This window comes from Neorhizobium sp. T25_13, from assembly GCF_002968675.1.
In the GTDB taxonomy this organism is placed as follows: domain Bacteria; phylum Pseudomonadota; class Alphaproteobacteria; order Rhizobiales; family Rhizobiaceae; genus Neorhizobium; species Neorhizobium tomejilense.
The window spans coordinates 442,583-467,961 of the sequence record NZ_PVBI01000003.1 but is presented as its reverse complement, the minus strand read 5'-3'; the positions used below and the strand labels follow the sequence as shown (position 1 = coordinate 467,961).

Sequence of the window (25,379 nt, the reverse complement as noted above, 5' to 3'; positions counted from 1 at the left end):
TTCCAGCTTGGACCCGAGCGAAACACGTTGGCGTGAATGGTCAGAGTGCGGCGGCGCTCTGCCGTTCGATGTCGTGGAACTGCAGGCGGGCGAGCTTGGCATAGAGGCCGCCCTCGGCGATCAGGCTCTGGTGGGTGCCCTCCTCGACGATCCGCCCGTCTTCCAGCACGAGGATGCGGTCGGCCTTCAGCACGGTCGCCAGCCGATGGGCGATGACCAGCGTGGTGCGGTTCTTCATCAGTCCGTCGAGCGCCTTCTGGACCAGCGTTTCGCTTTCCGCATCGAGCGCCGAGGTCGCCTCGTCGAGCAGCAGGACGGGGGCGTCTTTCAGGATGGCGCGGGCGATGGCGATGCGCTGGCGCTGGCCGCCGGAAAGGGTGATGCCCCGTTCGCCGGCCATGGTGTCGTAGCCGTTGTCCAGCTTCGAGATGAACTCGTCGGCCTGGGCGGCGATCGCCGCGGCGCGAACCGCCTCACGGCTGGCATCCGGAGCGCTGAAGGCGATGTTGTCATGGATGGAGGCGGCGAAGATGGTCACGTCCTGGGGCACGATGGCAAGGCGGGAACGCAGTTCGGCGAGCCTTGCCTGGCGCAGGTCTAGGCCGTCGAGTCTCACCGATCCGGCCGAGGGATCGTAGAAACGCAGCAGCAGCGAGAATATCGTGCTCTTGCCGGCGCCGGAGGGACCGACGATCGCTACCGTTTCCCCTGACCTCACCTTGAAGGAGAGCGAATTGAGCGTGATGGCGCTGACGCGGGCCGGATAGGCGAAGGAGACCTTTTCGAACTCGACCTCGCCACGCGGCGGGGAGGGGAGCGCGACCGGATTTTCCGCGTCGCGAATTGCCGGGACTTCGTGCAGCAGCTCGGTCAGCCGCTCGGCAGCGCCGCCGGCCGACGATAGTTCGCCCCAGACTTCCGAGAGCTGGCCGAGCGAGCTAGCGGCGATCACCGAATAGAGCACGAACTGGCCGAGCGTACCGGCGGTCATGGTGCCGGCCAGAACGCTCTGGGCGCCGTACCAGAGCACGCCGACGATGCTGCCGAAAACGAGGAGAATGCCGAAACCGGTCAGCAGCGCGCGGGCCTTAATGGCGGTGCGGGCAGCGTCATAGGCGCTTTCCACGGTGCTGCCGTACCGGCCGTTTGCGGTCGTCTCGCCGCCAAAGGCCTGGACCGTGCGGGTGGCGCCGATCACTTCGGAGGCGAAGGCCGAGGTCTGGGCAAGCGTATCCTGGGCGGCGCGCGAACGCTTTCTGACCGAGCGGCCGAATCCGACGAGCGGGAAGACGATCAGCGGGATGGCGCCGAGCACCAGCGCGGACAGCCGCGGGCTGGTATAGATCATCATGCCCATCGCGCCGAGACAGAGAATGGTGTTGCGCAGCGCCTGGGAAGCTGCCGAACCGAAGGCGGACTTGATCTGGACCGTGTCGGCCGTCAGCCGCGAGACGATCTCGCCAGACTGATTGACGTCGAAAAAGGAGGGCGACAGCGACGTCACATGTGAAAACACCTCGCGGCGCAGGTCGGCGACGACCCGCTCGCCGATGGTGATGACGTAGTAGTAGCGCATGGCGCTGGCGACGGCGAGCAAGGAGGCCAGTGCCAGCAGCATGCCGAAATAGTTGTTGATGAAATGGCCGTCGGAAGAGGCAAAACCGTGATCGACCATGCGGCGCACGGCAAGCGGCAGGGCAAGCGTGGTTGCGGCGGCGAGCACGAGGAAAACGATTGCCGCGGCGACCATCGAACGATAACGGGCAAGGTAGGGAACAAGCCTTGCGAGCGGTCTCAGGGCTTTGCCTCTCGGCTGGTTTTCTCGGGCGTCTGCCACGTCATCTCCATAGGCTCGAAAGGCTCAATTCTCGGCCTTACGGGTACTTGTACTTCCGGCGACCTTCCTGTATAGGCTCCGCATCCAATTGGGAAGCCGTGACCAGACCGGTCTACGGCTTCATTTATTAAAGAGGCCTCTCGCTCGCAATTGCGACAAATGGACCTCGCAGAGCAGGAATATCGACATGAAGGCTGGCATCCATCCGCAGTATCACGTGATCAAAGTGGTCATGACCGACGGCACCGAATACGAAACCCGCTCTACCTGGGGTTCGGAAGGCGCTACCATGAACCTGGAAATCGACCCGAACTCGCATCCGGCCTGGACGGGCGGGAACCAGCAGATGCTGGACCGCGGCGGCCGCGTTTCCAAGTTCAACAAGCGTTTCGGCGGCCTCGGCCTCTAATACGCTTCTTGGCGCCAAGAGTTACGAAAAGCCTGGCGGAAGCCGGGCTTTTTTCGTTTTGCGGTGTTTGACGGGGAGGAGCCGTTGAAAGAGCAATCCGATATTCCGGCCGCATCCCGGCGAATCCTAATCATGGGAAACGGCGGGTCCGGCAAGACTTGGCTGGCGCTAAGGCTGGCAGAGCCGCTTCGCCTGCCGCTCGCTCACCTCGACGACGTGCATTGGGAGCCGGGTCGCTACGGGATTGCACGCGACAGGGCGGTCGTGCACGAGGATGTTCGGGCAGTAGCAGCGGGTGAGGCCTGGCTGATCGAGGGCGTCTATGGCCGCTACGTCGATATCGCCCTGTCGAGGACGACGGTGCTGGTCTGGCTTGATCTCAGCGAAGACGAGTGTGTGGCGAATATCCTGCGCCGCGGCATTCAGGGCGGCGAGAGCCGGACCGCGTTCGACGGGTTGGTCAAATGGGTGTCGGAATACAGAGTTCGAAAGAACAACTGGAATTCGTTCGACGCTCACCTGAAGCTTTTCGAGAGCTTCTCAGGCCACAAGGCGCGGCTGACGAACAGGGATGAGATCGATGCCTGTGCGGAGAGCCTTCTGCGACCATGAAAAAGCCGGCGCAGCGTCTGCACCGGCTGTGATCGGAAAGCCTTGACGGCGATCAGTTGCCGAAGGCGGTGCGCAGCAGGTTGAGCTGGGCGCGGACGCTGTTTTCGTTGTCCGGCAGAACCGCCGGGTCGGCCGGGCGATAGATCTCGCGGTCGAGAATGGCGACGCGGTTCTGGAGGCGCAGCGAACGTTCGACGAGATCGCGGAAACCTTCCGGCAGGTCGAGCCAGCCCGGAGCATTGCGGTCGACGTTGAAGCCGTCGAGACGGACCTTGCTCTTTTCCGACATGACCTGTTCGCGGCTCATCTCGCCATTGTTGACGGCGCGCTGCAGAAGCAGCCAGGAGGCCATCTGCATGAGGCGGGTGGTCAGCCGCATGGACTCGGCCGCGTAGAGAACCGATGCCATGCGCGGTAGAACCTTCGAAGCGGCGCGGCCCGTACCGTCGAGATAGCTCGCGGTCTCCTCGACCAGCGACATACCTTCGGAGTAGAGCGCCTTGAACTGCGAAGACGCAGCGGCACGGCCTGCAAAACTTACGGTATTCAATCCCTGTTCGGACATCGAAATCATCCTGCTCAACGCAATCACATTCAGGCAATGACAACGGCGGATAAAAGTTCCCATGCCGTTCTGACTGACCTGAACATGATACTTATAATGGAAATCCGCAAGGCGTTTCTTAAGGAAAGGTTAATACCCACAAGAAGTGGTAAACAACGGCCATGTTCCTGAAATGAGACGCATTTTGGCGTCCAATACAGCAGTTTGTTTCTGTGGGAAAGCCGGTTGAAACCGGTGCCGCGAGGGTGTCGAAGGCAAAGAGCCTGAGCCGGGCCGGCGTCGCCCTAAAAAAGAAGAGCCGCGGAAAGGCGGCTCTCAAGGTAAAACAGGGAGAAATCAGACCATTCGCCGAATGGTGAAACTGTCTGAGTCCAGGAAGCCTGAACGTCTCCATATTCTCCGATGATGATTAATATACTCTTAAAACTAAGGAGAAATACTTAAAGTTCCCGTTGGAGCCCGACGTTCAGGAACGGAACAGACTGTCGGCTGCGCGCCGGCCTGCGGCCTTCGCCTCCTTCTCGGCCTCCAATCGGGCGATCTCCTGCCGCAGCAGATCGATTCGCGATTCGAGCTCGTCCACGGACAGCATGGAGAGGTCGCTGCCGAGTTCGTGGGTGGTGGGTTTCTTCGGTCGTTCGTCGTCGATGAAGCTCATGATGTCTCCTTTCCGGCACTGGTTTCCGGCCTGACACTATCCGGCGTCGAGCCGCCGGTCTTGGCGCGCGGGTCGAGCGACAGGCTCTCGGGCGTGGCAAGCGGCGAGGTCGAAGCCGGCGCCGTCGTGTAGGCGTCGCGCTCGGCAATCGGAACCGGCGCCCGCTGGCGGCTGCGGATGATAGCATAGGCGGCCACCAGAAGATGCGCTCCGGTCGTCACCGCAAACAGTGCATGCGGGCCGGCCCAGGTCATCACCGGGCCGCCGAGCGTCGGACCTATGATCGTGCCGATGCCGTAGAGCAGAAGCAGGCCGCCGGAGACCTTCACGAAGTCCTCGGGGGCTGCGAAGTCGTTGGCGTGGGCGACGGCGATCGGGTAGAGCGCGTTGGCGGCGGCGCCGTAGATCGCCACCAGCACGACGATCTCATAGGTGCCGGAGGGTCGGGTTGCGACGATCGCCAGGCCCGCGAGAGCCGCCGCGGCTGAAAGGCCGGCAAGCACGTGGCGGCGGTCCATTCTGTCGGACAGCCGGCCTGCGGGAAACTGCATGATCGCGCCGGCGAAGAGCGTGATGCTGACCATCGCCGCCACCGCGCCCTGGTCGAGCCCGGCGCGCGTGCCGAAGACCGCGCCGAGCGTGCCGTAGGCGCCGTTGGCGACGCCGATCAGCAGGATGCCGATGCAGGAGATCGGGGAATTGCGGAAGAGGCCGCGCAGATCCAGGCGGGCGCGTTTCAGCGGCTGCGGCGAGGCCGCCTTGGACAGCGTCGTCGGCAGCGCCGCAAGGCTATAGAAAATACCGCAGATCATGAACAGCGTCGGCGTCGCGATATCCGCGAACGGCACCATCAACTGGCCGCCCACGACACCGAAAAGGGTGATCGAGATATAGAACGAAAAGATCGTCCCGCGGCTTTCGCTGGTGGCGCGTTCGTTCAGCCAGCTTTCGATGATCATCGATGTGCCGGCGGTGCAAAAGCCGGTGATGGCGCGCAGCACCAGCCAGGTATTCTGGTCGACCATCAGCCCGGTCAGCAGCACGTTGAGGCATATCAGCGACAGGAAGCCGGAAAAGGCGCGGACATGGCCGATGCGGCGCACCACGTTGGGCGCCACGAAGCAGCCGATGACGAAGCCGGAGGCCCATGTGGTGCCGAGCAGACCCAGCACTTCGTTGGAATAACCTTCCTGAGCGCCCCGCACCGGCAGAAGCAGGCTCTGCAGGCCATTGCCGAGGAAGAGGAGAAGCGTACCGCAAAGGAGGGCGAGGATTGGAAGGAGGTTTCGTCTCATCTTTGCACTGTCAGCTCTTTGCGCGAATACGATCAATCACGGCTCCGCAGGCAAGCATTGTTGCATGCTGATGAACCGGGCGTTAACGAAAGCGAAGCGGATTACCTTTTCCCCGAATCCCCTCCACATCTATCTGTGGTGGAGCGCAAAAATGTCCAGCCTATGGCGGATAAGATCGGCAAGACCAAATGACAAAGACAATCGCCGTTCTTCTGATCTTTGCCATGCTGGTGCAGATCATCAAGCCGCTCAACCTTCCCGGCTTGAGGCGCCGGGGCGACTTCTGGAAGCTGGCGATCGTCGCCTTCGCGGTCTGGAGTGCCGCGCTGATCCTGCGCGAATTCACGACTCTCTAGGTCATGCACTCGTAAACTGAAGAGGCGTTCGACGAGGTTGCGGTAGCGATAGAACCTTGCTCTCGTCAAACTCGCTCAGCCAAAATCCGGATGCGCTTTACGAGCCGGTGAGCTATAAGGCGCCCCGGACGCTCGAAGAGGCGTTCAGGCAGGAGCCCGATGATGATCAAGATGAGCGTCTACTATCCGGCCGATGGCGGCTCGAAGTTCGATCACGACTACTACCGCACCCACCACATGCCACTGATCCAGGAACGGCTCGGCGATGCCTGCCTGCGCTACGAGATCGAAAAAGGCCTTGCGGGTCGCGAACCTGGAAGCGCGCCGGAGTTCGTCGCGGCGTGCCACGTCTACTCGCCGACCCTGGGGACATTCCAGGAGGCGTTCGGTCCCCACCGCGCGGAGATCGTCGCGGACGTCGCCAACTATACGGACATCGTGCCCATCGTGCAGATCAGCGAAATCGTTGGAGGGTAGGGGCTTCGGTGCGTCAGGCGTAGCCGTTGAACTTTCCGGGATCGGCGGCGTAGCGCTGGCGCACCTGATCAAATCTGAATGCGCTTGATGAGTCGGTGACCTAAAGCTTCTTTTCGAACCAATGGTGGGCGTAGGGTTCCGCGTTGAACGGCGCGACTTCCTGGTAACCCTCGCTGCGGTAGAGCGCCTGAGCTTCGTTGAGGGCGCGATTGGTCTCCAGGCGCAGCCGCGTCAGGCCAGCCTCGCGCGCCATTGCTTCCAGCGAACGCAGCATGCGGCGGCCGATGCCCAATCCCCGCGCTGTCGGGGCCGTCCACATCCGCTTCACCTCGCCCGATGCCCCATCACCGACCTTAAGCGCTCCGCAGCCCTGAGGGGCGCCGTCTAGCCAGGCCACAAGGAAGAACCCGGATGGCGGCGTCATTTCCTCGGGACTCGCCGGGTTACTCCGGGAAGGATCGAAGCCAACCTCGAAACGAGCCGAAAGTTCGGCAAAATACTGTTCCAGACACCATTGCGCCGCAGCGCTGGCCGGCGGCTCGAGCCTTACCTCCACCGCTCCTGCGCGAAGCAGGCGTTCAACCTCTGCCATGGCGTCGATCAAACGGTCGCGCTGGTGAGGGTCAAGGGGCCGGAGGAACGACATGGCGAGCTCATCCGAGAGCGCCTCGTAGGTCGCCCGCTCATTCAAGCCGCCGGGCGTCAGGGCCACGCGCCGAACCCTTCCGTCGCTCGGATCCGCAGTCGTCCGGACAAGCCCCTGCGCTTCAAGCGAGCGCAACAGACGGCTGATGTGACCGGAGTCGAGTTTCAGCCGCTCGCGTAAAGCACGCACATCTGTGCCGTCACGGATTTCATGCAGCAGCCGAGCTTCGCTGAGCGGACGGCCACGTTGCAGGTAACTGTCTTCCAACGCGCCGACATGCAGTGTGACGACCCGATTGAAGCGGCGAATCTGTTCGACCTGAACCTTGGACATTCTCTGACTTTAGTCAGATATTCGCCTGTTGTAAATCGCCATCGCCCATGAAACGGTTTCTAGGCGTCTATCGAGCCGCGCATGACGGGCACGCAGCGGCCGGTGATGGTGACGTCGGTGACGGTTCCGGCCGCCTTCACCACATCAAGCTCGATGATGCTGCGGCGGCCCATCTCGACACCCTGTTCTATCGTCAGATGCACCTTGGCATCCGTCTCCGGCGCACGCGTTACCAGGAAGGCGGAGAGGGCGGCAGAGGCGCTACCGGTCGCCGGGTCCTCCATGATGTCGTCGAGCGGCGCGAACATGCGGGCGCGGAGGTTCCAGGGTTCTTCCTGGCTGCGGACATAGAGGAAGATCGGAAAGTCGCCATCTGTACCCTGGTGTTTCGCGGCAGCCTTGCGGAAGGCCGTGATGTTCGGCCGGGCGGCGGCAAGTGCTTCGAGGCCATCGAGTTCGGCGATCGCGAAGGCGAGGCCGACCGAGGCGAAGACCGGCCTGTGGGCGGTGGTGCGCACGTGTTTTGCGTCGATCGAAATGCAGTCGGCAATCAGGCCGGGCTCGATCTCGGCGCCAATTTCCAGCGGTCGCGGCGCGCGGATCGCAGCGCCGATCACGCCGGCTGTCTCCCGCAGCAGCTGGATTTCCACCAGGCCGGCGATTTCCTCGAACCGGAGCTTGTCAGTGACGGGCTTGCCGAACAGCTCGCGCCGCTGACCGAGCACGTAGGCGGTGCCGACATTGGGGTGACCGGCAAAGGGAATTTCCATCGTCGGGGTGAAGATGCGTACCCGCGCGCTGTTTTCTGGGTTTTCCGGCGGCAGGACGAAGGTGCTTTCGGCATAACCGAATTCGACTGCGATCTTCTGCATCTGCCGGTCGGAGAGCCCGCGCGCATCCGGCACCACGGCGAGCGGGTTGCCGGCGAAACGCTCGGTCGTGAAAACATCGACGGTGACGAAATCGGCGGTCGGCATGGCAAAACTCTCCGGATGCGATGCCGGATTTAAATCCTCATCGACCTTCCTGACCAGCCAATGTTTTTGATCGCCGTCATCAACGGAATGAAAGCGGCCGGCATCATCGGCTCAGGTAAGGCCGTGGTCACGCATCGCCTTCTCCTCGTCGCCGGTGATATAGGCGAAGATCCTCGGGTCGCCATCGGCGATCGTCACCAGATAGAAGTTGGTGAACCGGACATTGCCGGCTTCGCCCGCCTTGTTGACGTAGGAAAAATCCCACCCGACTTCGGCAAGCGCATGAAGATCGTTGAGGCAGGTGATCCTGACGCCGGTTATGTCCATCCGCTTGCCGCCGGCATCGCGATATCGGGCGAAGCCTTGCGGGATCACTTCCCGGAATGCCGCGTCGTTGGCTCCACCGAACACCGCCTGCGGTGTCGAGCCGACGAAATAGGGCGCGAAGAACGCTGCGACGGCGGAGACGTTCACCGACGCCGCGTCCTTCAGGGCATCATTGCTGGTCCGGCCGTATTCATCGAAAAGCCTTCGGACCTTTTCTTCAATTTCCGTCATGGGCAACCTCCATCATGCAATGAACGTTGTTTTGCCCGTTCGGTTCACGTCGGCTTCGAGGTCGCAGCAAACAGAAAGGCCGCTCCGTTTCCGAAGCGGCCTTCTTCCTCCTCCTTGAAAAGGCGCTCCTCAAGCGGCCTTTTCGAGATCTTTCGCGTCAGGACTTGTTGACGCTTGCGGCGTAGATCTGATCGATCGTTGCGGCGAGGCTCGCATTGAATTCTGCGTCACTCATCGAGGCGCGGAGGTTTTCGGCCAGAGCGCGCGAGAAACTGGCGATCATGCCGTGGTTATGGCTGAGCTTTTCGCAGGCTTCCGCGGTGCTGTAGCCGCCGGAAAGGGCGACGACGCGGACGACCGATTTGTGGGCGGTCAAGGGAGCGTAGAAATCGGCGACCGTCGGGATCGTCAGCTTGAGCATGACCGTCTCGCCCGCGGGAAGCTTGTCGAGCTGCTGCGCGATCTCGTCGCGCAAGATCGCTTCAGCCTGTTCCTTTGTCGGGCTCTTGATGGAAACTTCCGGCTCGATGATCGGCATAAGGCCCTGGCCGATGATCTGACGGGCAACCTGGAACTGCTGCTCCACGACGGCAGCGATGCCGGCCTTGTCGGCATGGCCGATCACCGACCGCATCTTGGTCCCGAATATCCCCTTTTCACGACCGCGGATCAGGAGATCATCCAGTTCAGGCACCGACTTCATCGTCTGAACGCCGTTTTCCTCGGTATTGAGGCCCTTGTCGACTTTGAGAAAGGGGACGACGCCGCGCTTTTCCCAGAGATAGGAGGGAACAGGCTCACCATCGACGTCGCCGTCCATGGTCCGCTCGAAAAGGATGGCGCCGAGAACCTTGTCGCCAGTAAAGGCGGGCGCGCTCATGATGCGGACGCGCATGGCGTGGATCAGGCGGAACATCTCGTCGTCGCCCTGGTAGTCGGACTCGGACACGCCGTAAAGACGCAATGCTCCGGGTGTTGAACCACCGCTCTGATCCAGCGCCGCGATGAATCCGGGCGCAGAACTCATCTTGTTCAACATCTTCGCGTCCACCATACTACACTCCTGTCCCTAAGTTGGCGCAAAACGCGCTCGTCTCTCCCAAGCTGTCAGTCGCGGATAACAGAAGTTATTTTAAAGGGAAATCCTGCGGTAAGCTATTGAAACGATTGAAATGCTTTCAATCGTTTAAAACATCTAAAATTTTTTAAACCAGTTAACTCGGGAGCGCGCCGCCCTACATGGAACGCGCTCCCTTTCGGAAAAACGACAGATCAGGCGGCCTTGATCAGAACCGAGACGCCCGGCAGATCCTTGCCCTCCATCCATTCCAGGAATGCGCCGCCGGCGGTCGAGACGTAGGAGAAGTCGTCGGCAGCGCCAGCATGGTTGAGGGCTGCGACGGTATCGCCGCCGCCTGCCACCGAGGTGAGCTTGCCGGCCCTGGTCTGCTCTGCCGCATGTTTGGCGGCAGCGACCGTCGCCTTGTCGAACGGCTCGATCTCGAAGGCGCCGAGCGGGCCGTTCCAGACGAGCGTCGAGGCCTTGGAGATCCATTCGTTGACGACTGCCACCGACTTCGGCCCGACGTCGAGCATCATGGCGTCAGCCGGGATCGAATTGATATCGACCACTTCGTTGGCGGCACCAGCCTTGAACTCGCGAGCGACGACGCCGTCGACCGGCAGCACGATAGCGCAATTGGAGGTTTCGGCTTCTGCCATGATCTTGCGGGCCGTCTCGGCAAGGTCGTGCTCGCAGAGCGACTTGCCGACATCGATGCCCTGTGCCGCGATGAACGTGTTGGCCATGCCGCCGCCGATCACCAGCGCGTCGACCCGTTTCACGAGGTTCTGAAGCAGGTCGATCTTGGTGGAGACCTTGGCGCCGCCGACGATCGCGACGACCGGGCGGGCAGGATTGCCGAGGCCCTTTTCGAGCGCTTCGAGTTCTTCCTGCATGGTGCGGCCGGCATAGGCGGGCAGGTGATGGGCGAGGCCCTCGGTCGAGGCATGGGCGCGGTGGGCGGCGGAGAAGGCGTCGTTGACGAAGATATCGCCGTTCTTGGCGAGCGCCTCGGTGAAGCCCGGGTCGTTCTTTTCCTCGCCCTTGTGGAAACGGGTGTTTTCGAGCAGCAGGATATCGCCGTTCTTCATGCCGGCGATTGCCTGCTCGGCTTCCGGACCGATGCAGTCGGAGGCGAAGAGGATCTTGTGGCCGAGGACCTGGTTGACGGCAGAGACGATCAGCGACAGCGACATGTCGGCGACAGGCTCGCCCTTCGGACGGCCGAAATGGGCAAGCAGGATGACCTTGGCATCCTTCTTCGAGAGTTCCAGAATGGTCGGGGCGACGCGCTCGATGCGGGTCGCGTCGGTGACCTTGCCATCGGCAACGGGAACGTTGAGATCGACGCGCACGAGCACGCGCTTGGCTGCAATATCGGTGAGGTCGTCAAGGGTTTTGAAGGCCGGCATGATGCTAATCCATTTACTCGGAAAGTTCGTAGCGGACCTTACTATGCCTGACCGGCGACGCAAGACGATTGGTCGCAACCATTTCCATTCCGTCTGTCGCGGAGACGGTGCGTGCCGATTCTACTGCGATAACGCAGCGGGTGGAGGATTTTATTTGAGCTTTCGCAACCCTATGCTGGGCCCTCGGGCGGCACGGCGCCCGGCTTCACCGGCACGCTCTTGCCACGGTACTTGCGGACCAGATCGCGGACGCGGTGGGCGATCTCGCGCATGTTGATGAAGATCGGCAGATTGGTCGCCGGTTCCACGGGTTCCAGCGAAATGCCGATGCTGCGGACATGTTCGTGCTCGTCCAGTTCGCGCACGATCAGGATGATCGAGCCGAAGCGGATGCGGTCGGCATATTCCGCGCGGCCGCCGAGCCGCGAGGTGATCAGGTCGCCGATCGTCATGTTCTGCTCGTTGGCGGAGAGCAGGCCGGGGCCATAGGCGGCATCGAGCTCCTTGGCGGGGCCTGCCGGCGAGATCGCAAAGGCGCCGAAAAATTCCGCGTCGTCCTCGTCGACCGGCACCTGGCTTGCGAAGATGCGGTCGAGCAGTTTCGAATAGGCGGGCGAGATGAACAGGTAGACCTGGTCGTTTTCCTTCAGCCGGCCGGCATATTGGTAACGCATGCTGCGGCCGTCGCGGATGACCAGCGACGGCATGGCCCAGCGGGGGATGCGTTCGCCCTGCAGGATCGGGCTGTCCTTCATGACGCGGTAGGAGATCAGCTCGTGATGGGCGGTGCCCGGCAGGTCGAGCTCGATCTTGTCGACGGCGCCGATGCGCGGCGGGATGATGAGGCCGAGTTTTTGTGCGACCGGCTTGATCGTCCAGCCCTGGACGAGGAGGGAGACCAGTACGATGATGAAGGTGACGTTGAAGAAGAGCTGGCCGTTCTCGACGCCGCTCAAGACCGGCATGATCGCAAGCAGGATCGAGACCGCGCCGCGCAGGCCGACCCAGGCGAGGAAGCTGGTCTCCTGCTGGGTGAAATCATAGGGCAGCAGGCTCAGCCACACGGCGATCGGCCGGGCGACGAAGATCAGGAAGAGCGCCAGCCCGATCGCCGGCAGAAGGATAGCCGGGAATTGCGAGGGCGTGGCGAGCAGGCCGAGCACCAGGAACATGATGATCTGCGCAAGCCAGGTCAGTCCCTCGTTGAAGCGGATGATCTGGGGTTTTGCGAACATCTTGCGATTGCCGGAATAGATGCCGGCCACATAGACCGCCAGAAAACCGCTGCCGCCCATGGCGCCGGTGAAGGAAAACACCAGCAGGGCGAGCGTCAGCACGAAGATCGGCGCCAGGCCCCGGTCGGAGGTGAAGCGGTTCAGCACCCAGACGATCATCATGCCGCCGAACAGGCCGCAGATGACGCCGAGCCCCATTTCCTCGACGAACAGGAAAAGGAAATGCAGGTCGAGGCCGGAAAGGCCCTGGCCGGTCGCCAGCAGTTCGGCGAGCGCAATCGTCAGGAAGATCGCCATCGGATCGTTGGTGCCGGACTCGACTTCGAGCGTCGAGCGCACCTTGTCGCGGATGTTGATGCCGCTGACGCGCAGCAGGAAGAAGACGGCGGCAGCATCCGTCGAGGCAACGATCGAGCCGAGCAGCAGGCCTTCGAGCCAGTTGAAGTTCAGAAGGATCATCGCGCCGAGGGCGAAGATGCCGGTCGTCAGCAGCACCCCGACCGATGCAAGCGTGATCGCCGGCGCTGCGGCAAGGCGGAACGAGTGGATAGGGGTCATGAAGCCGGAATCGAACAGCACGATCGCCAGCGCCAGCGAGCCCAGCATGAAGGTGAAGGAATAGTTTTCGAATTGGATGCCGAGGCCATCGACGCCGGCGAGCAGGCCGATCGACAGGAAGATCAGCAGCAGAGGAGCACCGAAGCGGAAGGCAAGGAGGCTCGAAAGGGCAGCCGCCAGCACCAGGACCGTGCCGACCAGCAGGACGATATAAAAAGCCTCCACCTAAAAGTCCCTTCCTTCGCACCTCTCGCCGACACCATCCCCGTCCGCAGCCCCGGAACGGGACTGTGCCACGCCGCAACGCGGCCATGCAAGAATGGGGCAGATCCCGGCCGAGGGCCGGGCGAATCGACTGATCGATTAGGCGGGAACAATTCCGGCAAGAGAAGGGCAGGGGATAAAAAAGACGGACCCGTGCCTTGGTGCCGACGGCTTTTCAAAGATCGGAGAGCCCACACGAATGCGGAACCTGATTTTGTTTAGTAATGTGTGGCTCCGCATTCGCGTGGCCTTCGGCGTCTTGTCGAGGCTTCCGGCCTCTACAGGTGATCATCTCGCCTCGCTGCGTGGCTTTATTCGCGCCCATCCTTTCGGGACAGGCCTGCCACTTGCACGGCTCAACCGAACCGGACATGGCTGTCCGGGGGAGGCTTGATAGGAATGTTCGTCTTGCGACGCGCACTCCATGGCTTTCACCTCTTCCACTATCCCCGCACGTTACGGTTCCAATGAAAGCGCCGGCCCCCGCCTGCCCACGAACGTCTCGCGAAACACTCCGGCGACGGAAGCGGGAGGATTGTAGGCGTGGGTGGAAGGGGTGGGGAAAATCGAAAGCGAAAAAATTTGGCGGTGGGAGTGCTGCGGATCTTTGCTTTGCGGTCTAATGAAGCGCATATCATAAGTGGCCGCTCCGGCCGGAAGCGGTCACAGGTGGACATCCGTGCCTGCGAGCCGGCCCTCCGTTAAATGCAACTTTAAGTAACGCTTATCGCCTTTCTTAAGATGTCGCATTTATCCATTAATCACTGGGCCACAATGTGGGGAAGTGCTTTGGAGCGGTGGATTAGCGGTGGGCAGTATGCGCAACGTCTCGGAATGCGTCTTGGCGCCTTTGTAGTCATAACTTTGGCTTTTCCATTTTTTGTCTACGGAATGATCAAAGTAACCGGGGCGGGCGGCGTTAGCGGAGCATCCGGCGCGCTCGCTTTGGTTCTAGGAATTTATCTGAAACCGATTATCTATCTCGGGTTCGCCTATTCAACGCTGCGCCTCTCATTGAATCGCACACGAACCATTGGCGTTTCTCCGTTGATCGGGCTTTGCATACCCTTGCTCGTTCTTGCTGATCTCCCATTTGGAATTACGTTCGGCTCTTTCTGGGCCGTCGGCTTTTCTCTAGGAATCATGTCTTCGTTGCTTCCCGCGTCGCTACTCGCGGCAGCAATTGCAGTCACCACGTTAAGTTTGTGGCGCGATATCGAAGAACCGATGACCGGGCGGATCGCCAACATTTACGGAATTTGGAAAACACTGCTTTTCATTTCCGTCGGGCTTGGTTTTATTGGGATCTTACCAATGGTGTCGGCCTGGTTCATCGGCTCAAGCGGTGTGAAGCTGAGTATCCTGCTGATCAGGTCTATGTCCTATCTCAGAGCTTTCCTGCTCTATCCCTATGGCCTGCTGCTTGCATTTGCAGCCTTGTCGACGGCTCTGATCCTAGAAAGCAGGCGCCCGCATAACGGTGGCGGCAACTACAAATCTACCCAAAATCAGGCTCCGCTGTTCGGAAGCCGAAACATTAAGCAATAATGTCCCTATCGGACCAATGACGCCATAAGTGCTTACGGCGGCGCGTCCCCGGGGGACGTGCTCGGAAACCAGCATCGCCGTCACCACCATGCCCACAAACAAAAACCCCCTCCCTTGCGGGAGGAGGTCCATATCTTACCGGTGCCGCCCGAAGGCGGCTGCGCCAGGCTTCAGATGAGCTTGGCAAGCGCGACCGACGTGTCGGCCATGCGGTTCGAGAAGCCCCATTCGTTGTCGTACCAGGAGAGGATGCGGACGAAGTTGCCTTCGAGCACCTTGGTCTGGTCGATCGCGAAGATCGACGAATGGCTGTCGTGGTTGAAGTCGCGGCTGACGAGCGGTTCTTCGGTATAACCGAGGATGCCCTTCAGGGCGCCGTTGGAAGCGGACTTGATCGCTTCGTTGACTTCGGCAACCGTGGTCGTCTTCTTGGCGACGAACTTGAAGTCGACGACCGAGACGTTCGGGGTCGGCACGCGGATCGAGGTGCCGTCGAGCCTGCCCTTCAGGTGCGGAAGCACCAGGCCGACGGCCTTGGCGGCGCCGGAGCTACCTGACATCCCGTCATGGCTCAATCCTCCGCAAATCAATGCGACGATTGAATCACGGTGCTGAAGTTTCATCAACGCTTCAGTTCAGCACTTGGCTGTTCAACTACGAGACCGGCGACTGACGGGCCATGCGGACCGCAGCGCATTCCAAAAGCCGCGTAACAACAGGAGGTATTCGCCACCGCGTACCAATTTAACTGCCTGATCAAGGTCGGCCTTGTCACGCTGGTCTTCCATAAGCCGCTCCAACTAGTTTGGGTGAAATCTTCGGCACCAACATATCAGAAGTCGACATATGAGCGTCACGCTACCAACTCTTACCGCAAAACAGAGTTTTTCAACAGTATCGGCCCGGAATCGGACATTGCGGTGACACCTGGAGGTCATGGTCGAGCCATTTCCAGAACCTCACGAGAAGCACCCTGAATGACGCATCGCGGCGGATTTGCAGCCTTTGAGGGATGGAGGCCGAATACATATATCGCCGCAGCAATCATCTCGTTTGGTCATGTAGCCGGCGCGCCTGCTCGATCGCATCCCGATTTGATTCTGCCCAGGTCATCAAGGCCATGACGGGGGCGCGAAGCGACTTGCCGACTGCAGTCAGCTCGTAATCCACGCGCGGAGGGATCGTCGGAAAGTGGGTGCGACTGATCAAACCGTCGCGTTCCAATTGACGAAGCGTAATTGTGAGCATCCGCTGCGAGATCCCGTCGATCTGCCGGCGCAATGCATTGAAGCGGACCGGCCCATCGTTCAGGGCCACGAAGATGTAAAGACTCCACTTATCGGCGATGCGATCGAGGATTTCCCGAACGGGAAGGCAGTCGGCTTCTTCGCTTGGGGTAGGAAACTCTATGTCACCGAGTGTCATGAATGTGCCTTCTTGCGAACGGTCAAATAGTTATCTTAATAGGGTTGGTCACAATTTGATACTACTCTATTCTCCCAGGAGCCACCAATGACCAACATCCTCCTCGTTACCTCCAGCCCACGCGGTCCTCAGAGCCTTTCCACCCGATTTGCCCGTGACATCGCTGAAAGCCTCAGCGCCCGTTCTGCCGGCACAATTGTCGAACGTGATCTTGGGGCGGCACCGCTGCCGCATATCGCAACAGCCTATATCGACGGCCGCGTTGCACAGCCCGAGACACGTACGCCCGAACAGATCGAAGCCGTCAATCTCGCTCAAAGCCTCGTCGATGAGGTTCAGGCTGCCGACGTGATTGTCATTGGCTCGGGCATGATCAACTTCGGCCCGCCGACGCAGCTCAAGGCTTGGTTTGACTACATCACTTGGCCTGGCGTCACCTTTCGCTACGACGCAACCGGCGTGATGGGATTGTTGCCTGCCAAGAAAGTCTATCTCGTGACCGCAACTGGCGGCGTCTTTTCGGAAGGCAGGAACGCCCCGTTAGACTTCCAGACCACCTATCTCGTGCATCTTCTCGGTTTTATCGGACTGACGGATATCGAAGTGGTCCGCGTTGAAGGAACACTCGTCAGCCCGGACGCAGCCAAGGCTGCGATCGCCTCCACCGAAGCACAGATCCGGGCTGCCTTGGAGCGTGCCGCCTGACCGGCAAACCCGTCACCGGCATCCCGCAAACAAACAAAAAACCCCCTCCCTTGCGGGAGGAGGTCCATATCTTGCCGATGCTGCCCGAAGACAGCTGTGTCAGGCTTCAGATGAGCTTCGCAAACGCGACGGAGGTGTCGGCCATGCGGTTCGAGAAGCCCCATTCGTTGTCGTACCAGGTGAGGATGCGGACGAAGTTGCCTTCGAGCACCTTGGTCTGGTCGATCGCGAAGATCGACGAATGGCTGTCGTGGTTGAAGTCGCGGGAAACGAGCGGTTCTTCGGTATAACCGAGGATGCCCTTCAGCGCGCCGTTGGAAGCGGCCTTGATCGCTTCGTTGACTTCGGCAACCGTGGTCGTCTTCTTGGCGACGAACTTGAAGTCGACGACCGAGACGTTCGGGGTCGGCACGCGGATCGAGGTGCCGTCGAGCTTGCCCTTGAGGTGCGGAAGCACCAGGCCGACGGCCTTGGCGGCGCCGGTGGAGGTCGGGATCATCGACAAGGCTGCAGCGCGGGCGCGATAAAGGTCCTTGTGCATGGTGTCGAGGGTCGGCTGGTCACCCGTGTAGGAGTGGATCGTCGTCATGAAGCCATGATCGATGCCGATCGCGTCGTCGAGGACCTTGACGACCGGAACCAGGCAGTTGGTGGTGCAGGACGCGTTGGAGATGACCAGGTGTTCCCGGGTCAGCTGATCGTGGTTGACGCCGAAGACGACGGTGAGGTCTGCGCCATCGGCAGGCGCCGAGACGATGACGCGCTTGGCGCCGGCGGTCAGGTGCAGGGCGGCCTTGTCGCGGGCGGTGAAGATGCCCGTGCATTCGAGCGCGATATCGACGCCGAGTTCGCGGTGCGGCAGGGTCGCCGGGTCCTTGATCGCGGTCACCTTGATCGGCTTGCCGCCGCCGACGATGATCGTGTCGCCGCTGACTTCGACGCTTGCCGGGAACTTACCGTGGATCGAGTCGTAACGCAGCAGGTGGGCGTTGGTCTCGACCGGGCCGAGGTCGTTGATGGCAACGACCTCGATATCGGTGCGGCCGGATTCGACGATTGCTCGCAGCACGTTGCGGCCGATGCGGCCGAAACCGTTGATGGCAACCTTGACAGTCATTTCACATACTCCGCTTTTAGTTTGTCCTGGTAGTTCAGTTGGTTCAGGCGAGCTCTTTTTCGGCTGCGGCAACAACCGCTTCCGTGGTGATGCCGAAGTGCTTGAAGAGATCCTTGGCAGGGCCGGAGGCACCGAAGGACTTCATGCCGATGAAGGTGCCCTTCGGACCGATGAAGTGATCCCAGCCTTCGCGCACGCCGGCTTCGACGGCGATCTTGACCGGCGAATTGCCGATGACCGCGGTCTGGTAGGATTCCGGCTGGTCGAAGAAGAGCTCGACGCAGGGGACGGAAACGACGCGCGTCGCAATGCCCTTGCCGTCAAGCGTCGCCTGGGCTTTCAGCGCCAGTTCGACTTCCGAGCCGGACGCGAAGATCGTCACCTTGGCGTCGGCCGTGGAAACCAGTTCGTAGGCGCCTTGGGCGCAGAGGTTCTTCTCTTCATAGGTCTTGCGGGCCGGCGCCAGGTTCTGGCGGGTGAGCGCCAGGCCGGACGGGCGGTGCTTTTCCTTGAGCGCCAGCTGCCAGCATTCTGCCGTCTCGGTTTCGTCGGCCGGGCGGAAGATCAAGAGGTTCGGGATGGCGCGCAGCGCCGCGACCTGTTCGACCGGCTGATGGGTCGGACCGTCTTCGCCGACGCCGATCGAGTCATGCGTCCAGACGTGCACGACGCGGATGCCCATCAGGGCTGCGAGGCGGACGGACGGGCGGCAGTAATCCGAGAAGATCAGGAAGCCGCCGGAATAGGGAATCAGGCCGCCATGCAGCGAGATGCCGTTCATGGCAGCGGCCATCGCGTGTTCGCGGATGCCCCAGTGCATGTAGCGGCCGGAGAAGTCGGTCGGGGTGATCGACTTCATCTGGCTGGTCTTGGTGTTGTTCGACGGCGTCAGGTCGGCCGAACCGCCAAGCGTTTCGATGACGATGCCGTTGATGACTTCGAGCGCGTCTTCGGACGCCTTGCGGGTCGCGACGGTCGGGTTGTTCTCGGCGATCTTCTTCTTGAAGGCGTCGATGGCGCTGTCGAAATTGCCAGGCAGGTCGCCGGCGAAGCGGCGCACGAATTCGGCCTTCTTGCCGGTTTCGGTCGAAGCCAAGCGATCCTCCCAATCCTTGCGGGTCTTGGTGGAGCGCAGGCCTGCGAGGCGCCATGCATCGAGAACGTCGGCCGGAACGCTGAAGGCTTCCGCCTCCCAGTTCAGCGCATGCCGAGCTGCCGCGATTTCCTCGGCGCCGAGCGGCGAGCCGTGAACCTTGTGGGTGCCCTGCTTGTTCGGGGCGCCGAAGCCGATGATGGTCTTGGCTGCGATGAAGGTCGGGCGGTCGGACTTCTGGGCGGCTTCGATGGCCGCCGAAATCTGGTCGACGTCATGGCCGTCGATCTCGATCGTGTTCCAGTGGGCGGACTTGAAGCGCATCACCTGGTCGGTCGAGTCCGACAGCGAGACGGCGCCGTCGATGGTGATCGAGTTGTTGTCCCAGAAGAGCACGAGCTTGTTGAGCTTCAGGTGGCCGGCAAGCGCGATCGCTTCCTGGCTGATGCCTTCCATCAGGCAGCCGTCGCCGCACAGCGCATAGGTGAAATGGTTCTGCAGGTCGGAGCCGAATTCCTCCTCCAGCTTGCGCTCGGCGATCGCCATGCCGACGGCATTGGCAATGCCCTGGCCGAGCGGACCGGTGGTGGTCTCGATGCCCGACGCATGGCCGTATTCCGGATGGCCGGCGGTCTTGGAGCCGAGCTGGCGGAACTGCTTCAAATCCTCCATCGTCATGTCCTCGTAACCGGTGAGGAACAGGAGCGAATAAAGGAGCATGGAACCGTGGCCGGCGGACAGCACGAAACGGTCGCGGTCCGGCCAGAGCGGGTTCTTCGGGTCGAATTTCAAAAAGCGGGTAAAGAGGACGGTCGCTATATCGGCAGCGCCCATCGGCAGGCCGGGATGGCCGGAATTGGCCTTCTCTACAGCATCCATGGCAAGAAATCGGATCGCGTTCGCCATCCGGTTATGTTTGTCGAGAGAGGTCATGGCTAATCCGCTTTTTACGGGTGTCGGTCACGGTCCGCGCGGGACCACTTGAAGGGCGGCCCAGGGACCACCTAAGAGCGGGTGATCCTTAGCAGGTGCAACGCGCAAGTCAACAAAAGCGCCGCCTTTACGAGCGGGTGATGACGAACTTTCCTGCAGCTGCCCGAATTGCGTGCAGCACGTGGGCAGCATGTGGCGAGCGGCAGAAACATAGGTGACGATCCACAGTTAGGACACGTTTGAAGGGCCTGGATTGATTGACCGGCTTGCGGGCGGTGAATAGTCTTCCGCCCTTGTTGGAGAGGCCGATCGTAGCGATTCGGCGCATTTCGCGTATCGACAGGAAGCTTCGCATGCCGTCGGAAAAGACGATCGACATGGTGATTTCGGAACTCAGGGCGGCGATCGGCGGTCTGGAGAGCGCCGTCGATGCGCGTATCGAGCGCCAGCGTGAAACCCAGGACGTGGAAGGCGAGGTTCGCCGCGTGCATGCGGACCGGGCACGGCTCGCGCAGGAACTCGACCAGTCGCAATTCCGCGCCAATCGGCTGGAAGAAGTCAACCGTGAGGTCTCCCGGCGCCTGGTGACGGCGATGGAAACCATCCGCGCCGTGCTCGACCGCTGATACAGGATCAAGAGGGAACGCCATGGCCCAGGTAACGGTAATGATCGACGGCAAGGCCTATCGCATGGCCTGCGAGGAAGGGCAGGAAGACCACCTGACCGAACTCGCCGACCGGTTCGACCGTTATGTCGGCCACCTCAAGGGCCAGTTCGGCGAGATCGGCGATCTGCGCATCACCGTCATGGCCGGCATCATGATCATGGACGAGCTTTCGGAGATGACCCGCAAACTCGGCCTGCTCGAGGCGGAGGTCGCGTCGCTCAAGTCCAACCGCGACGGCGCGCTCGAAACCCAGGAGCGCAACGAGCAGCAGGTGGTCTCGGCGCTCGGCGAGCTTGCCTCGCGGTTAGATGGCCTGACCGCCAAGCTCAACGGCCGGATGCCGGCGCAGGTGAACTGACCCAAAGTCGATAATAAAGGTTTTCCGCCACTGGTGCGGGCCGACAATCGAACATATATTGGCAACGCGGTCTGCGCCTCACGACAGGAACCACAATCCCTGGGGCCATACTCGATCCAAAGGGAGCTGTCCCTGGCCAGGCCCGTGGGCTTGGACACACGGCGCCCACCTACGTTTGTAGGCACCCAGGATCGTAAACATCCATCGGTTGCCGTGGATCGCGCTTATCCTTCCTCCGAGTTCAGGCGTTACCCGATCAGCCGCCTTCGTGCTGGCGGATTATATTTAAGAAAATTCTAATTTATTTACCATGCCGCGGACTTGGCCCGATCTGATCGCGGTTTGGACGAGGCCCTTAATCCTCTTTTCAAACGACGGCTTTATCGTCCCGGCATGCGTATCAACGAGATCACCAACTGGGCCTATGGCGTCACGGTCGTCCTGACCGTGCTGTCGGGCACTGCTTTCATCCTGTCTGCCGGGAGCGCCAATCAGGAGCGGATCGCCGTCGAGGAGCACCTTTCTCTCGATGAACTTTCCGAACAGCTGGCACTCGGCGCGGAAGAGCGCACCGATGAAGCGCGGCTTTATGTGATGCGCGGTCAGGACAGGCATCTGAAGGCCTTCCACGACAAGGAGGCCGAAGAGCAGAGGCTCGAAGAGGCGATCAAGGACATCAAGGCGCTCGGCGCCTCCGATGCCGAGCTTGCCGCGCTGGTCGAGGTGGGGCAGGACGCAGAGGCTCTCGACCAGCTCGAGAACGCCGCCATCATCGCTTACCAGAACGGCGACCGGGCCGGGGCGCAGGAGGCATTGTTCGGTCCCGAGCATGACCGCCTGCAGACCGGGCTGCTCGAAACCGTCACCCGGTTCCGGGAACTGGTAAAGGCGCGAACCGAGACTGCGGTAGCACTTGCGCAGTCTCGCAGCGACTGGTGGGGTCTTGCGGCAAAGACGATGCTTGCCGTCACCGCAGCACTTTTCCTCGGCGTCCTCTATTTCGTGCTCAAGCGCCGCGTCGCCATGCCGCTTACCCGCATGACCGGCATCGTCACCCGGCTTGCTCGGCAGGACTATGCCGTGGAAGTGCCGCTCGACCGCCGGCGGGACGAGATCGGCGAGATGAACCAGGCAATCCACATCTTCCGCGAAAACGGGCTGGAGCGGGACCGTCTCGATGCCGAACGGCGCGCCGACCAGCTGACCAAGGACTTCATCCTGCAGATGATGCACCGTCTGCAGGCCTGCCAGACGCAGGACGAGCTGGCGGATGTCGTCTCGCGCTTTGCGCCGCAGATATTCCCGAACCTCGCCGGCCAGCTCTATGTACTGAACGACAGCCGGACGATGCTTACCGAGATCGGCTCCTGGCTCGACCCGCAGCTTTCGGCCCCGTCCTTCCCGACCGGCGCCTGCTGGGGATTGCGCCGCGGGCGGCCGCACCTGAGCAATCACGGCCACGGCGACATTCCCTGCCAGCATCTCGGCGAAAGCGACGTCGCTGGGCTCTGCATTCCTCTGACGGCACAGGGAGATACGATTGGCCTTCTCTATTTCGAAGAGCGCCCTGATCATGACATGGCGGCGGAAAGCTCCCGTCTCTATCTCGAGCTGATCGCCGAGAATATCGGCCTTGCGGTTGCCAACCTGCAGCTCCGCGACAGGCTGACGAACCTTGCGGTGCGAGACGCGCTGACCGGCCTGCTCAACCGCCGCCGCCTCGACGAGACGCTGGCCCGCCATGGGCGCGACCTTCCGGACCGGCCGCTTGCCTGCCTGATGATGGATATCGACCGGTTCAAGCGCTTCAACGACGAGTTCGGGCACGATTCGGGCGACATCGTCATGCAGTACGTGGCGCAGATGATGCTGGACACAGTCGGCGAGGCGGGGACCTGCCATCGCTTCGGCGGCGAGGAATTCACGATACTCCTGCCGGATGCGACGGAGACCGCGGCCTTCGCGCTTGCCGAACGCCTGCGGCAGAAGATCGCGACCACGCCGCTTTCGCATGGCGGTCGCATCCTCGGCCTGGTCTCCGTTTCGATCGGCGTCGCAGGCTCGCCCGCCGGGGGACTGGTATCGACGCTCGTCACGCGGGCGGACGCGGCACTCCTCGAAGCCAAGGCGGGCGGGCGGAACCAGACCGTGCTTGCGGGCGCGGTGAAGCTCGCGGATCAGGCTAACTGGATTTCGGCTTGAGCGGATCGGTGGACAAACCGCCGCAATCGACGCCTTCTTCTGATCGGCCATTCTCCGGCCTTTGCTTGACAACGCGCGAAGGACCACCAAGTTCTTGCCGTCCCGTTCATTTGCCGGCCTGTATCCATGCCCTTTTTGAATTCCACCTTCGCCCGATCGTCGCTGCTCATGCTTCTGGTCGGGGGCGGCGTGCTTGTGGCGATCGTGTTGTCATCGTTCTTCCTGGCCACGACGACGCAGGTCTATTTCCAGGACGTGGTGAAACTGCGCGAGCTTCGAGGCGCTGCGGCGGACATGCAGCTTTTCCTGCGGGCTGCCGAATCCGGGCAGCGTGGTTTCGTGCTGACGCAGGATTCCGAATTCCTGATGCCCTATACGACGGCGAGCGCAGTCATTCCGCGGTTGCGCGAGCGACTGAAGAAGGCTGCCGACGATCTGGACGCCGTGCGCGTTCCATTTGCCCAGCTCGACCCGCTGATCGACGACAAGCTCGCCGAGATGCAGTCGACGGTGGCGATGGTGCAGAAGGGAAATGCCGTCGGGGCCATCGAAGTCATCCGGGGCGCCTATGGTCGGCAACTGATGGAAGGCATCACGACGATCCTCGGCAAGCTGATCGGCGACATGGACGGGCGGATCGGGACCGGCGTCGACGACCTCAACGATTCGGCATCGGCGCTGCAATGGATCACCATCGGCGGCGGCCTGATGATCATCCTCGTCATCGGCGGCGCGATCATGATCGTCGGCCAGCATGTCCATGAGCTTCAGCGGGCGCGCTCGGAGGTCGAGGAGCTCAATGCCGGTCTCGAGGAGCGCGTCAACGAACGCTCCGAGGATCTGATCCAGGCCAACCGCGAGATCCAGCGTTATGCCTATATCGTCTCGCACGACCTGCGCGCGCCGCTGGTCAACATCATGGGTTTCACCAGCGAACTCGACGCGAGCCTCAAGTCGATCAGCACCTATGTGCTGGCCGACGGGACGCCGCTGTCCGAAACCGACGTGAACGACGCCCGCATCGCCGTGGAGCAGGACCTGCCGGAGGCCATCGCCTTCATCCGCTCCTCTACCAAGAAGATGGACGGGCTGATCAACGCGATCCTGAAGATTTCCCGCGACGGACGGCGCGAACTGAAGCCGGAGAGGATCGATCTCGGGGAGCTCGTCGAAGCGACTGCCGCCAGCATCTACCACCAGGTCAGCGAAGCAGGCGGTGAGGTGAATATTTCGGTCGCCCAGGCGCGGAGCCTTATTACCGACCGATTTTCGATGGAACAGGTTTTCGGCAATCTCTTCGACAACGCGGTGAAATACAAACATCCGGATCGTCCGCTGAACCTTTCCGTCAAGGCAATGCCGATCGGGCGGGCCGCGATGAGAATAGAGGTTGCAGACAATGGCCGGGGCATCGCTCCGGAGGATCACGAGAGGGTCTTCGAGCTTTTCCGCCGCTCGGGCGTTCAGGACCAGCAGGGAGAGGGTATCGGTCTGGCGCATGTGCGTTCATTAGTCAGAAATTTAGGCGGTGAGATTACGGTGACGTCCACTTTGGGCGGCGGGACGACGTTCGTCATCCGGTTGCCTACGGATTTGTCCCAGTATGTCAGGAGTAGCGGGTCATGAAGGCTGCCGGCAAAGAAGTCACCATCGTGATGATCGAGGACGATGAAGGCCATGCGCGCCTGATCGAGAAGAACGTCCGTCGCGCCGGTGTCAACAACGAGATCGTTCCTTTTACCAACGGCAATGCGGCTCTCGACTTTATCCTCGGCGCGGATCGTTCCGGAAACTTAAATCAGGATCGCCATCTGCTGATCCTTCTCGACCTCAACCTGCCGGACATGTCGGGTGTTGACATCCTCGAGAAGGTGAAGTCCAACCCACACTCCAAGCGTCTGCCGGTGGTCATCCTCACGACCACGGACGATGAGCGGGAGATCCAGCGCTGCTACGATCTCGGCGCCAACGTCTACATCACCAAGCCGGTGGACTACGACAGTTTCGCGCATGCCATCCGACAGCTCGGGCTGTTCTTTGCCGTGATGCAGATACCCGGACAATAACGAGACGCG

Annotated in this window: 24 protein-coding genes, 1 other RNA gene and 1 pseudogene; 12 read left to right on the top strand and 14 right to left on the bottom strand. The window is 61.4% G+C overall.

Annotated features, from left to right (window positions below; all coding sequences use genetic code 11):
* Nucleotides 1–40: 40 nt before the first annotated feature.
* Nucleotides 41–1,837, bottom strand: coding sequence for an ABC transporter transmembrane domain-containing protein (locus C5J22_RS09385; RefSeq protein ID WP_105438002.1), 1,797 nt, complete (start codon nucleotides 1,835–1,837; stop codon nucleotides 41–43).
* A gap of 187 nt (nucleotides 1,838–2,024) precedes the next feature.
* On the opposite strand from C5J22_RS09385, the gene rpmE reads away from it, so the two are divergent.
* Both rpmE and C5J22_RS09375 read left to right on the top strand, forming a co-directional pair.
* Nucleotides 2,025–2,246 carry a 50S ribosomal protein L31 gene (gene rpmE, locus C5J22_RS09380; protein WP_038589408.1) on the top strand — a complete coding sequence of 74 codons (222 nt, stop codon included), beginning with the start codon at nucleotides 2,025–2,027 and terminating at the stop codon, nucleotides 2,244–2,246.
* A 132-nt stretch (nucleotides 2,247–2,378) separates the two neighbouring features.
* Nucleotides 2,379–2,858, top strand: coding sequence for an AAA family ATPase (locus tag C5J22_RS09375; protein ID WP_105438135.1), 480 nt, complete (start codon nucleotides 2,379–2,381; stop codon nucleotides 2,856–2,858).
* Nucleotides 2,859–2,910: 52 nt separating this feature from the next.
* On the opposite strand, the gene C5J22_RS09370 is transcribed toward C5J22_RS09375, so the two are convergent.
* From C5J22_RS09370 to C5J22_RS09360, 3 genes are all read right to left on the bottom strand, one after another.
* Nucleotides 2,911–3,423, bottom strand: a complete 513-nt coding sequence (locus C5J22_RS09370; RefSeq protein ID WP_037077074.1) for a DUF1465 family protein — start codon at nucleotides 3,421–3,423, stop codon at nucleotides 2,911–2,913.
* A gap of 466 nt (nucleotides 3,424–3,889) precedes the next feature.
* The gene (locus tag C5J22_RS09365; protein WP_105427774.1) at nucleotides 3,890–4,081 is read right to left on the bottom strand and encodes a DUF1192 domain-containing protein; all 192 of its coding nucleotides are present in this window, start codon (nucleotides 4,079–4,081) and stop codon (nucleotides 3,890–3,892) included.
* Nucleotides 4,078–5,376: an MFS transporter gene (locus C5J22_RS09360; RefSeq protein ID WP_105438001.1), complete on the bottom strand. Its 1,299-nt coding sequence runs from the start codon at nucleotides 5,374–5,376 to the stop codon at nucleotides 4,078–4,080. Before C5J22_RS09360 ends, C5J22_RS09365 begins: the two co-directional genes overlap by 4 nt.
* 188 nt (nucleotides 5,377–5,564) lie before the next feature.
* Between C5J22_RS09360 and C5J22_RS31110 the strand changes: the two genes are divergently transcribed.
* Both C5J22_RS31110 and C5J22_RS09355 read left to right on the top strand, forming a co-directional pair.
* The gene (locus tag C5J22_RS31110; RefSeq protein WP_172716904.1) at nucleotides 5,565–5,732 is read left to right on the top strand and encodes a hypothetical protein; all 168 of its coding nucleotides are present in this window, start codon (nucleotides 5,565–5,567) and stop codon (nucleotides 5,730–5,732) included.
* A 162-nt stretch (nucleotides 5,733–5,894) separates the two neighbouring features.
* Entirely contained in the window at nucleotides 5,895–6,209 is a 315-nt protein-coding gene (locus C5J22_RS09355) for an EthD family reductase (RefSeq protein ID WP_105427783.1), read from the top strand.
* 100 nt (nucleotides 6,210–6,309) lie between these two features.
* Here the strand turns inward: C5J22_RS09355 and C5J22_RS09350 are convergent, their stop codons facing one another.
* From C5J22_RS09350 to C5J22_RS09325, 6 genes are all read right to left on the bottom strand, one after another.
* Nucleotides 6,310–7,188, bottom strand: a complete 879-nt coding sequence (locus tag C5J22_RS09350) for a GNAT family N-acetyltransferase (RefSeq protein WP_105438000.1) — start codon at nucleotides 7,186–7,188, stop codon at nucleotides 6,310–6,312.
* A 59-nt stretch (nucleotides 7,189–7,247) separates the two neighbouring features.
* Complete coding sequence (locus tag C5J22_RS09345; RefSeq protein ID WP_105437999.1) at nucleotides 7,248–8,165, bottom strand: PhzF family phenazine biosynthesis protein; 918 nt, start codon at nucleotides 8,163–8,165, stop codon at nucleotides 7,248–7,250.
* A 111-nt stretch (nucleotides 8,166–8,276) separates the two neighbouring features.
* Nucleotides 8,277–8,723 carry a hypothetical protein gene (locus tag C5J22_RS09340; protein WP_105437998.1) on the bottom strand — a complete coding sequence of 149 codons (447 nt, stop codon included), beginning with the start codon at nucleotides 8,721–8,723 and terminating at the stop codon, nucleotides 8,277–8,279.
* A 157-nt stretch (nucleotides 8,724–8,880) separates the two neighbouring features.
* The gene (locus C5J22_RS09335; protein WP_105437997.1) at nucleotides 8,881–9,777 is read right to left on the bottom strand and encodes a fructose bisphosphate aldolase; all 897 of its coding nucleotides are present in this window, start codon (nucleotides 9,775–9,777) and stop codon (nucleotides 8,881–8,883) included.
* 218 nt (nucleotides 9,778–9,995) lie between these two features.
* Nucleotides 9,996–11,198, bottom strand: coding sequence for a phosphoglycerate kinase (pgk, locus tag C5J22_RS09330; protein ID WP_105437996.1), 1,203 nt, complete (start codon nucleotides 11,196–11,198; stop codon nucleotides 9,996–9,998).
* Between the two features lie 170 nt (nucleotides 11,199–11,368).
* Nucleotides 11,369–13,216, bottom strand: coding sequence for a potassium/proton antiporter (locus C5J22_RS09325; RefSeq protein WP_105437995.1), 1,848 nt, complete (start codon nucleotides 13,214–13,216; stop codon nucleotides 11,369–11,371).
* An 873-nt stretch (nucleotides 13,217–14,089) separates the two neighbouring features.
* On the opposite strand from C5J22_RS09325, the gene C5J22_RS09320 reads away from it, so the two are divergent.
* Nucleotides 14,090–14,803, top strand: a complete 714-nt coding sequence (locus C5J22_RS09320) for a hypothetical protein (RefSeq protein ID WP_205837167.1) — start codon at nucleotides 14,090–14,092, stop codon at nucleotides 14,801–14,803.
* A 170-nt stretch (nucleotides 14,804–14,973) separates the two neighbouring features.
* Here C5J22_RS09320 and C5J22_RS09315 read toward each other — a convergent pair.
* Nucleotides 14,974–15,354, bottom strand: a pseudogene (locus C5J22_RS09315) (erythrose-4-phosphate dehydrogenase); the annotation flags it as partial.
* Between the two features lie 493 nt (nucleotides 15,355–15,847).
* Nucleotides 15,848–16,228 carry a helix-turn-helix domain-containing protein gene (locus C5J22_RS09310; RefSeq protein WP_105427124.1) on the bottom strand — a complete coding sequence of 127 codons (381 nt, stop codon included), beginning with the start codon at nucleotides 16,226–16,228 and terminating at the stop codon, nucleotides 15,848–15,850.
* An 87-nt stretch (nucleotides 16,229–16,315) separates the two neighbouring features.
* On the opposite strand from C5J22_RS09310, the gene C5J22_RS09305 reads away from it, so the two are divergent.
* The gene (locus C5J22_RS09305; protein WP_105437993.1) at nucleotides 16,316–16,933 is read left to right on the top strand and encodes an FMN-dependent NADH-azoreductase; all 618 of its coding nucleotides are present in this window, start codon (nucleotides 16,316–16,318) and stop codon (nucleotides 16,931–16,933) included.
* Nucleotides 16,934–17,039: 106 nt separating this feature from the next.
* Here the strand turns inward: C5J22_RS09305 and gap are convergent, their stop codons facing one another.
* Both gap and tkt read right to left on the bottom strand, forming a co-directional pair.
* On the bottom strand, nucleotides 17,040–18,050 hold the full coding sequence (gene gap / locus C5J22_RS09300; protein ID WP_105437992.1) for a type I glyceraldehyde-3-phosphate dehydrogenase: 1,011 nt from the start codon (nucleotides 18,048–18,050) through the stop codon (nucleotides 17,040–17,042).
* A 43-nt stretch (nucleotides 18,051–18,093) separates the two neighbouring features.
* The gene (tkt, locus tag C5J22_RS09295; RefSeq protein WP_105437991.1) at nucleotides 18,094–20,076 is read right to left on the bottom strand and encodes a transketolase; all 1,983 of its coding nucleotides are present in this window, start codon (nucleotides 20,074–20,076) and stop codon (nucleotides 18,094–18,096) included.
* A gap of 353 nt (nucleotides 20,077–20,429) precedes the next feature.
* Here tkt and C5J22_RS09290 point away from each other — a divergent pair, with 353 nt between their 5' ends.
* The 6 genes from C5J22_RS09290 to C5J22_RS09265 all read left to right on the top strand — a co-directional run bounded on the left by C5J22_RS09290 (nucleotide 20,430) and on the right by C5J22_RS09265 (nucleotide 25,370).
* The gene (locus C5J22_RS09290; RefSeq protein ID WP_038589375.1) at nucleotides 20,430–20,702 is read left to right on the top strand and encodes a DUF4164 domain-containing protein; all 273 of its coding nucleotides are present in this window, start codon (nucleotides 20,430–20,432) and stop codon (nucleotides 20,700–20,702) included.
* A gap of 22 nt (nucleotides 20,703–20,724) precedes the next feature.
* The gene (locus C5J22_RS09285) at nucleotides 20,725–21,102 is read left to right on the top strand and encodes a cell division protein ZapA (protein WP_105421977.1); all 378 of its coding nucleotides are present in this window, start codon (nucleotides 20,725–20,727) and stop codon (nucleotides 21,100–21,102) included.
* A 65-nt stretch (nucleotides 21,103–21,167) separates the two neighbouring features.
* Nucleotides 21,168–21,326: non-coding RNA, 6S RNA (gene ssrS / locus C5J22_RS09280), on the top strand.
* A gap of 169 nt (nucleotides 21,327–21,495) precedes the next feature.
* Nucleotides 21,496–23,304, top strand: coding sequence for a diguanylate cyclase (locus C5J22_RS09275; RefSeq protein WP_105437990.1), 1,809 nt, complete (start codon nucleotides 21,496–21,498; stop codon nucleotides 23,302–23,304).
* A gap of 126 nt (nucleotides 23,305–23,430) precedes the next feature.
* Complete coding sequence (locus tag C5J22_RS09270) at nucleotides 23,431–24,930, top strand: ATP-binding protein (protein WP_105437989.1); 1,500 nt, start codon at nucleotides 23,431–23,433, stop codon at nucleotides 24,928–24,930.
* On the top strand, nucleotides 24,927–25,370 hold the full coding sequence (locus tag C5J22_RS09265; RefSeq protein WP_105437988.1) for a response regulator: 444 nt from the start codon (nucleotides 24,927–24,929) through the stop codon (nucleotides 25,368–25,370). Before C5J22_RS09270 ends, C5J22_RS09265 begins: the two co-directional genes overlap by 4 nt.
* The last annotated feature ends 9 nt before the right edge of the window (nucleotides 25,371–25,379 follow it).

Coding starts and splice junctions, on each gene's coding strand:
- rpmE (WP_038589408.1), top strand. CDS start 2,025: ATGAAGGCTGGCATCCATCCGCAGTATCACGTGATCAAAGTGGTCATG.
- C5J22_RS09375 (WP_105438135.1), top strand. CDS start 2,379: ATGGGAAACGGCGGGTCCGGCAAGACTTGGCTGGCGCTAAGGCTGGCA.
- C5J22_RS09370 (WP_037077074.1), bottom strand. CDS start 3,423: ATGTCCGAACAGGGATTGAATACCGTAAGTTTTGCAGGCCGTGCCGCT.
- C5J22_RS09365 (WP_105427774.1), bottom strand. CDS start 4,081: ATGAGCTTCATCGACGACGAACGACCGAAGAAACCCACCACCCACGAA.
- C5J22_RS09360 (WP_105438001.1), bottom strand. CDS start 5,376: ATGAGACGAAACCTCCTTCCAATCCTCGCCCTCCTTTGCGGTACGCTT.
- C5J22_RS31110 (WP_172716904.1), top strand. CDS start 5,565: ATGACAAAGACAATCGCCGTTCTTCTGATCTTTGCCATGCTGGTGCAG.
- C5J22_RS09355 (WP_105427783.1), top strand. CDS start 5,895: ATGATCAAGATGAGCGTCTACTATCCGGCCGATGGCGGCTCGAAGTTC.
- C5J22_RS09350 (WP_105438000.1), bottom strand. CDS start 7,188: ATGTCCAAGGTTCAGGTCGAACAGATTCGCCGCTTCAATCGGGTCGTC.
- C5J22_RS09345 (WP_105437999.1), bottom strand. CDS start 8,165: ATGCCGACCGCCGATTTCGTCACCGTCGATGTTTTCACGACCGAGCGT.
- C5J22_RS09340 (WP_105437998.1), bottom strand. CDS start 8,723: ATGACGGAAATTGAAGAAAAGGTCCGAAGGCTTTTCGATGAATACGGC.
- C5J22_RS09335 (WP_105437997.1), bottom strand. CDS start 9,777: ATGGTGGACGCGAAGATGTTGAACAAGATGAGTTCTGCGCCCGGATTC.
- pgk (WP_105437996.1), bottom strand. CDS start 11,198: ATGCCGGCCTTCAAAACCCTTGACGACCTCACCGATATTGCAGCCAAG.
- C5J22_RS09320 (WP_205837167.1), top strand. CDS start 14,090: ATGCGTCTTGGCGCCTTTGTAGTCATAACTTTGGCTTTTCCATTTTTT.
- C5J22_RS09310 (WP_105427124.1), bottom strand. CDS start 16,228: ATGACACTCGGTGACATAGAGTTTCCTACCCCAAGCGAAGAAGCCGAC.
- C5J22_RS09305 (WP_105437993.1), top strand. CDS start 16,316: ATGACCAACATCCTCCTCGTTACCTCCAGCCCACGCGGTCCTCAGAGC.
- gap (WP_105437992.1), bottom strand. CDS start 18,050: ATGACTGTCAAGGTTGCCATCAACGGTTTCGGCCGCATCGGCCGCAAC.
- tkt (WP_105437991.1), bottom strand. CDS start 20,076: ATGACCTCTCTCGACAAACATAACCGGATGGCGAACGCGATCCGATTT.
- C5J22_RS09290 (WP_038589375.1), top strand. CDS start 20,430: ATGCCGTCGGAAAAGACGATCGACATGGTGATTTCGGAACTCAGGGCG.
- C5J22_RS09285 (WP_105421977.1), top strand. CDS start 20,725: ATGGCCCAGGTAACGGTAATGATCGACGGCAAGGCCTATCGCATGGCC.
- C5J22_RS09275 (WP_105437990.1), top strand. CDS start 21,496: ATGCGTATCAACGAGATCACCAACTGGGCCTATGGCGTCACGGTCGTC.
- C5J22_RS09270 (WP_105437989.1), top strand. CDS start 23,431: ATGCCCTTTTTGAATTCCACCTTCGCCCGATCGTCGCTGCTCATGCTT.
- C5J22_RS09265 (WP_105437988.1), top strand. CDS start 24,927: ATGAAGGCTGCCGGCAAAGAAGTCACCATCGTGATGATCGAGGACGAT.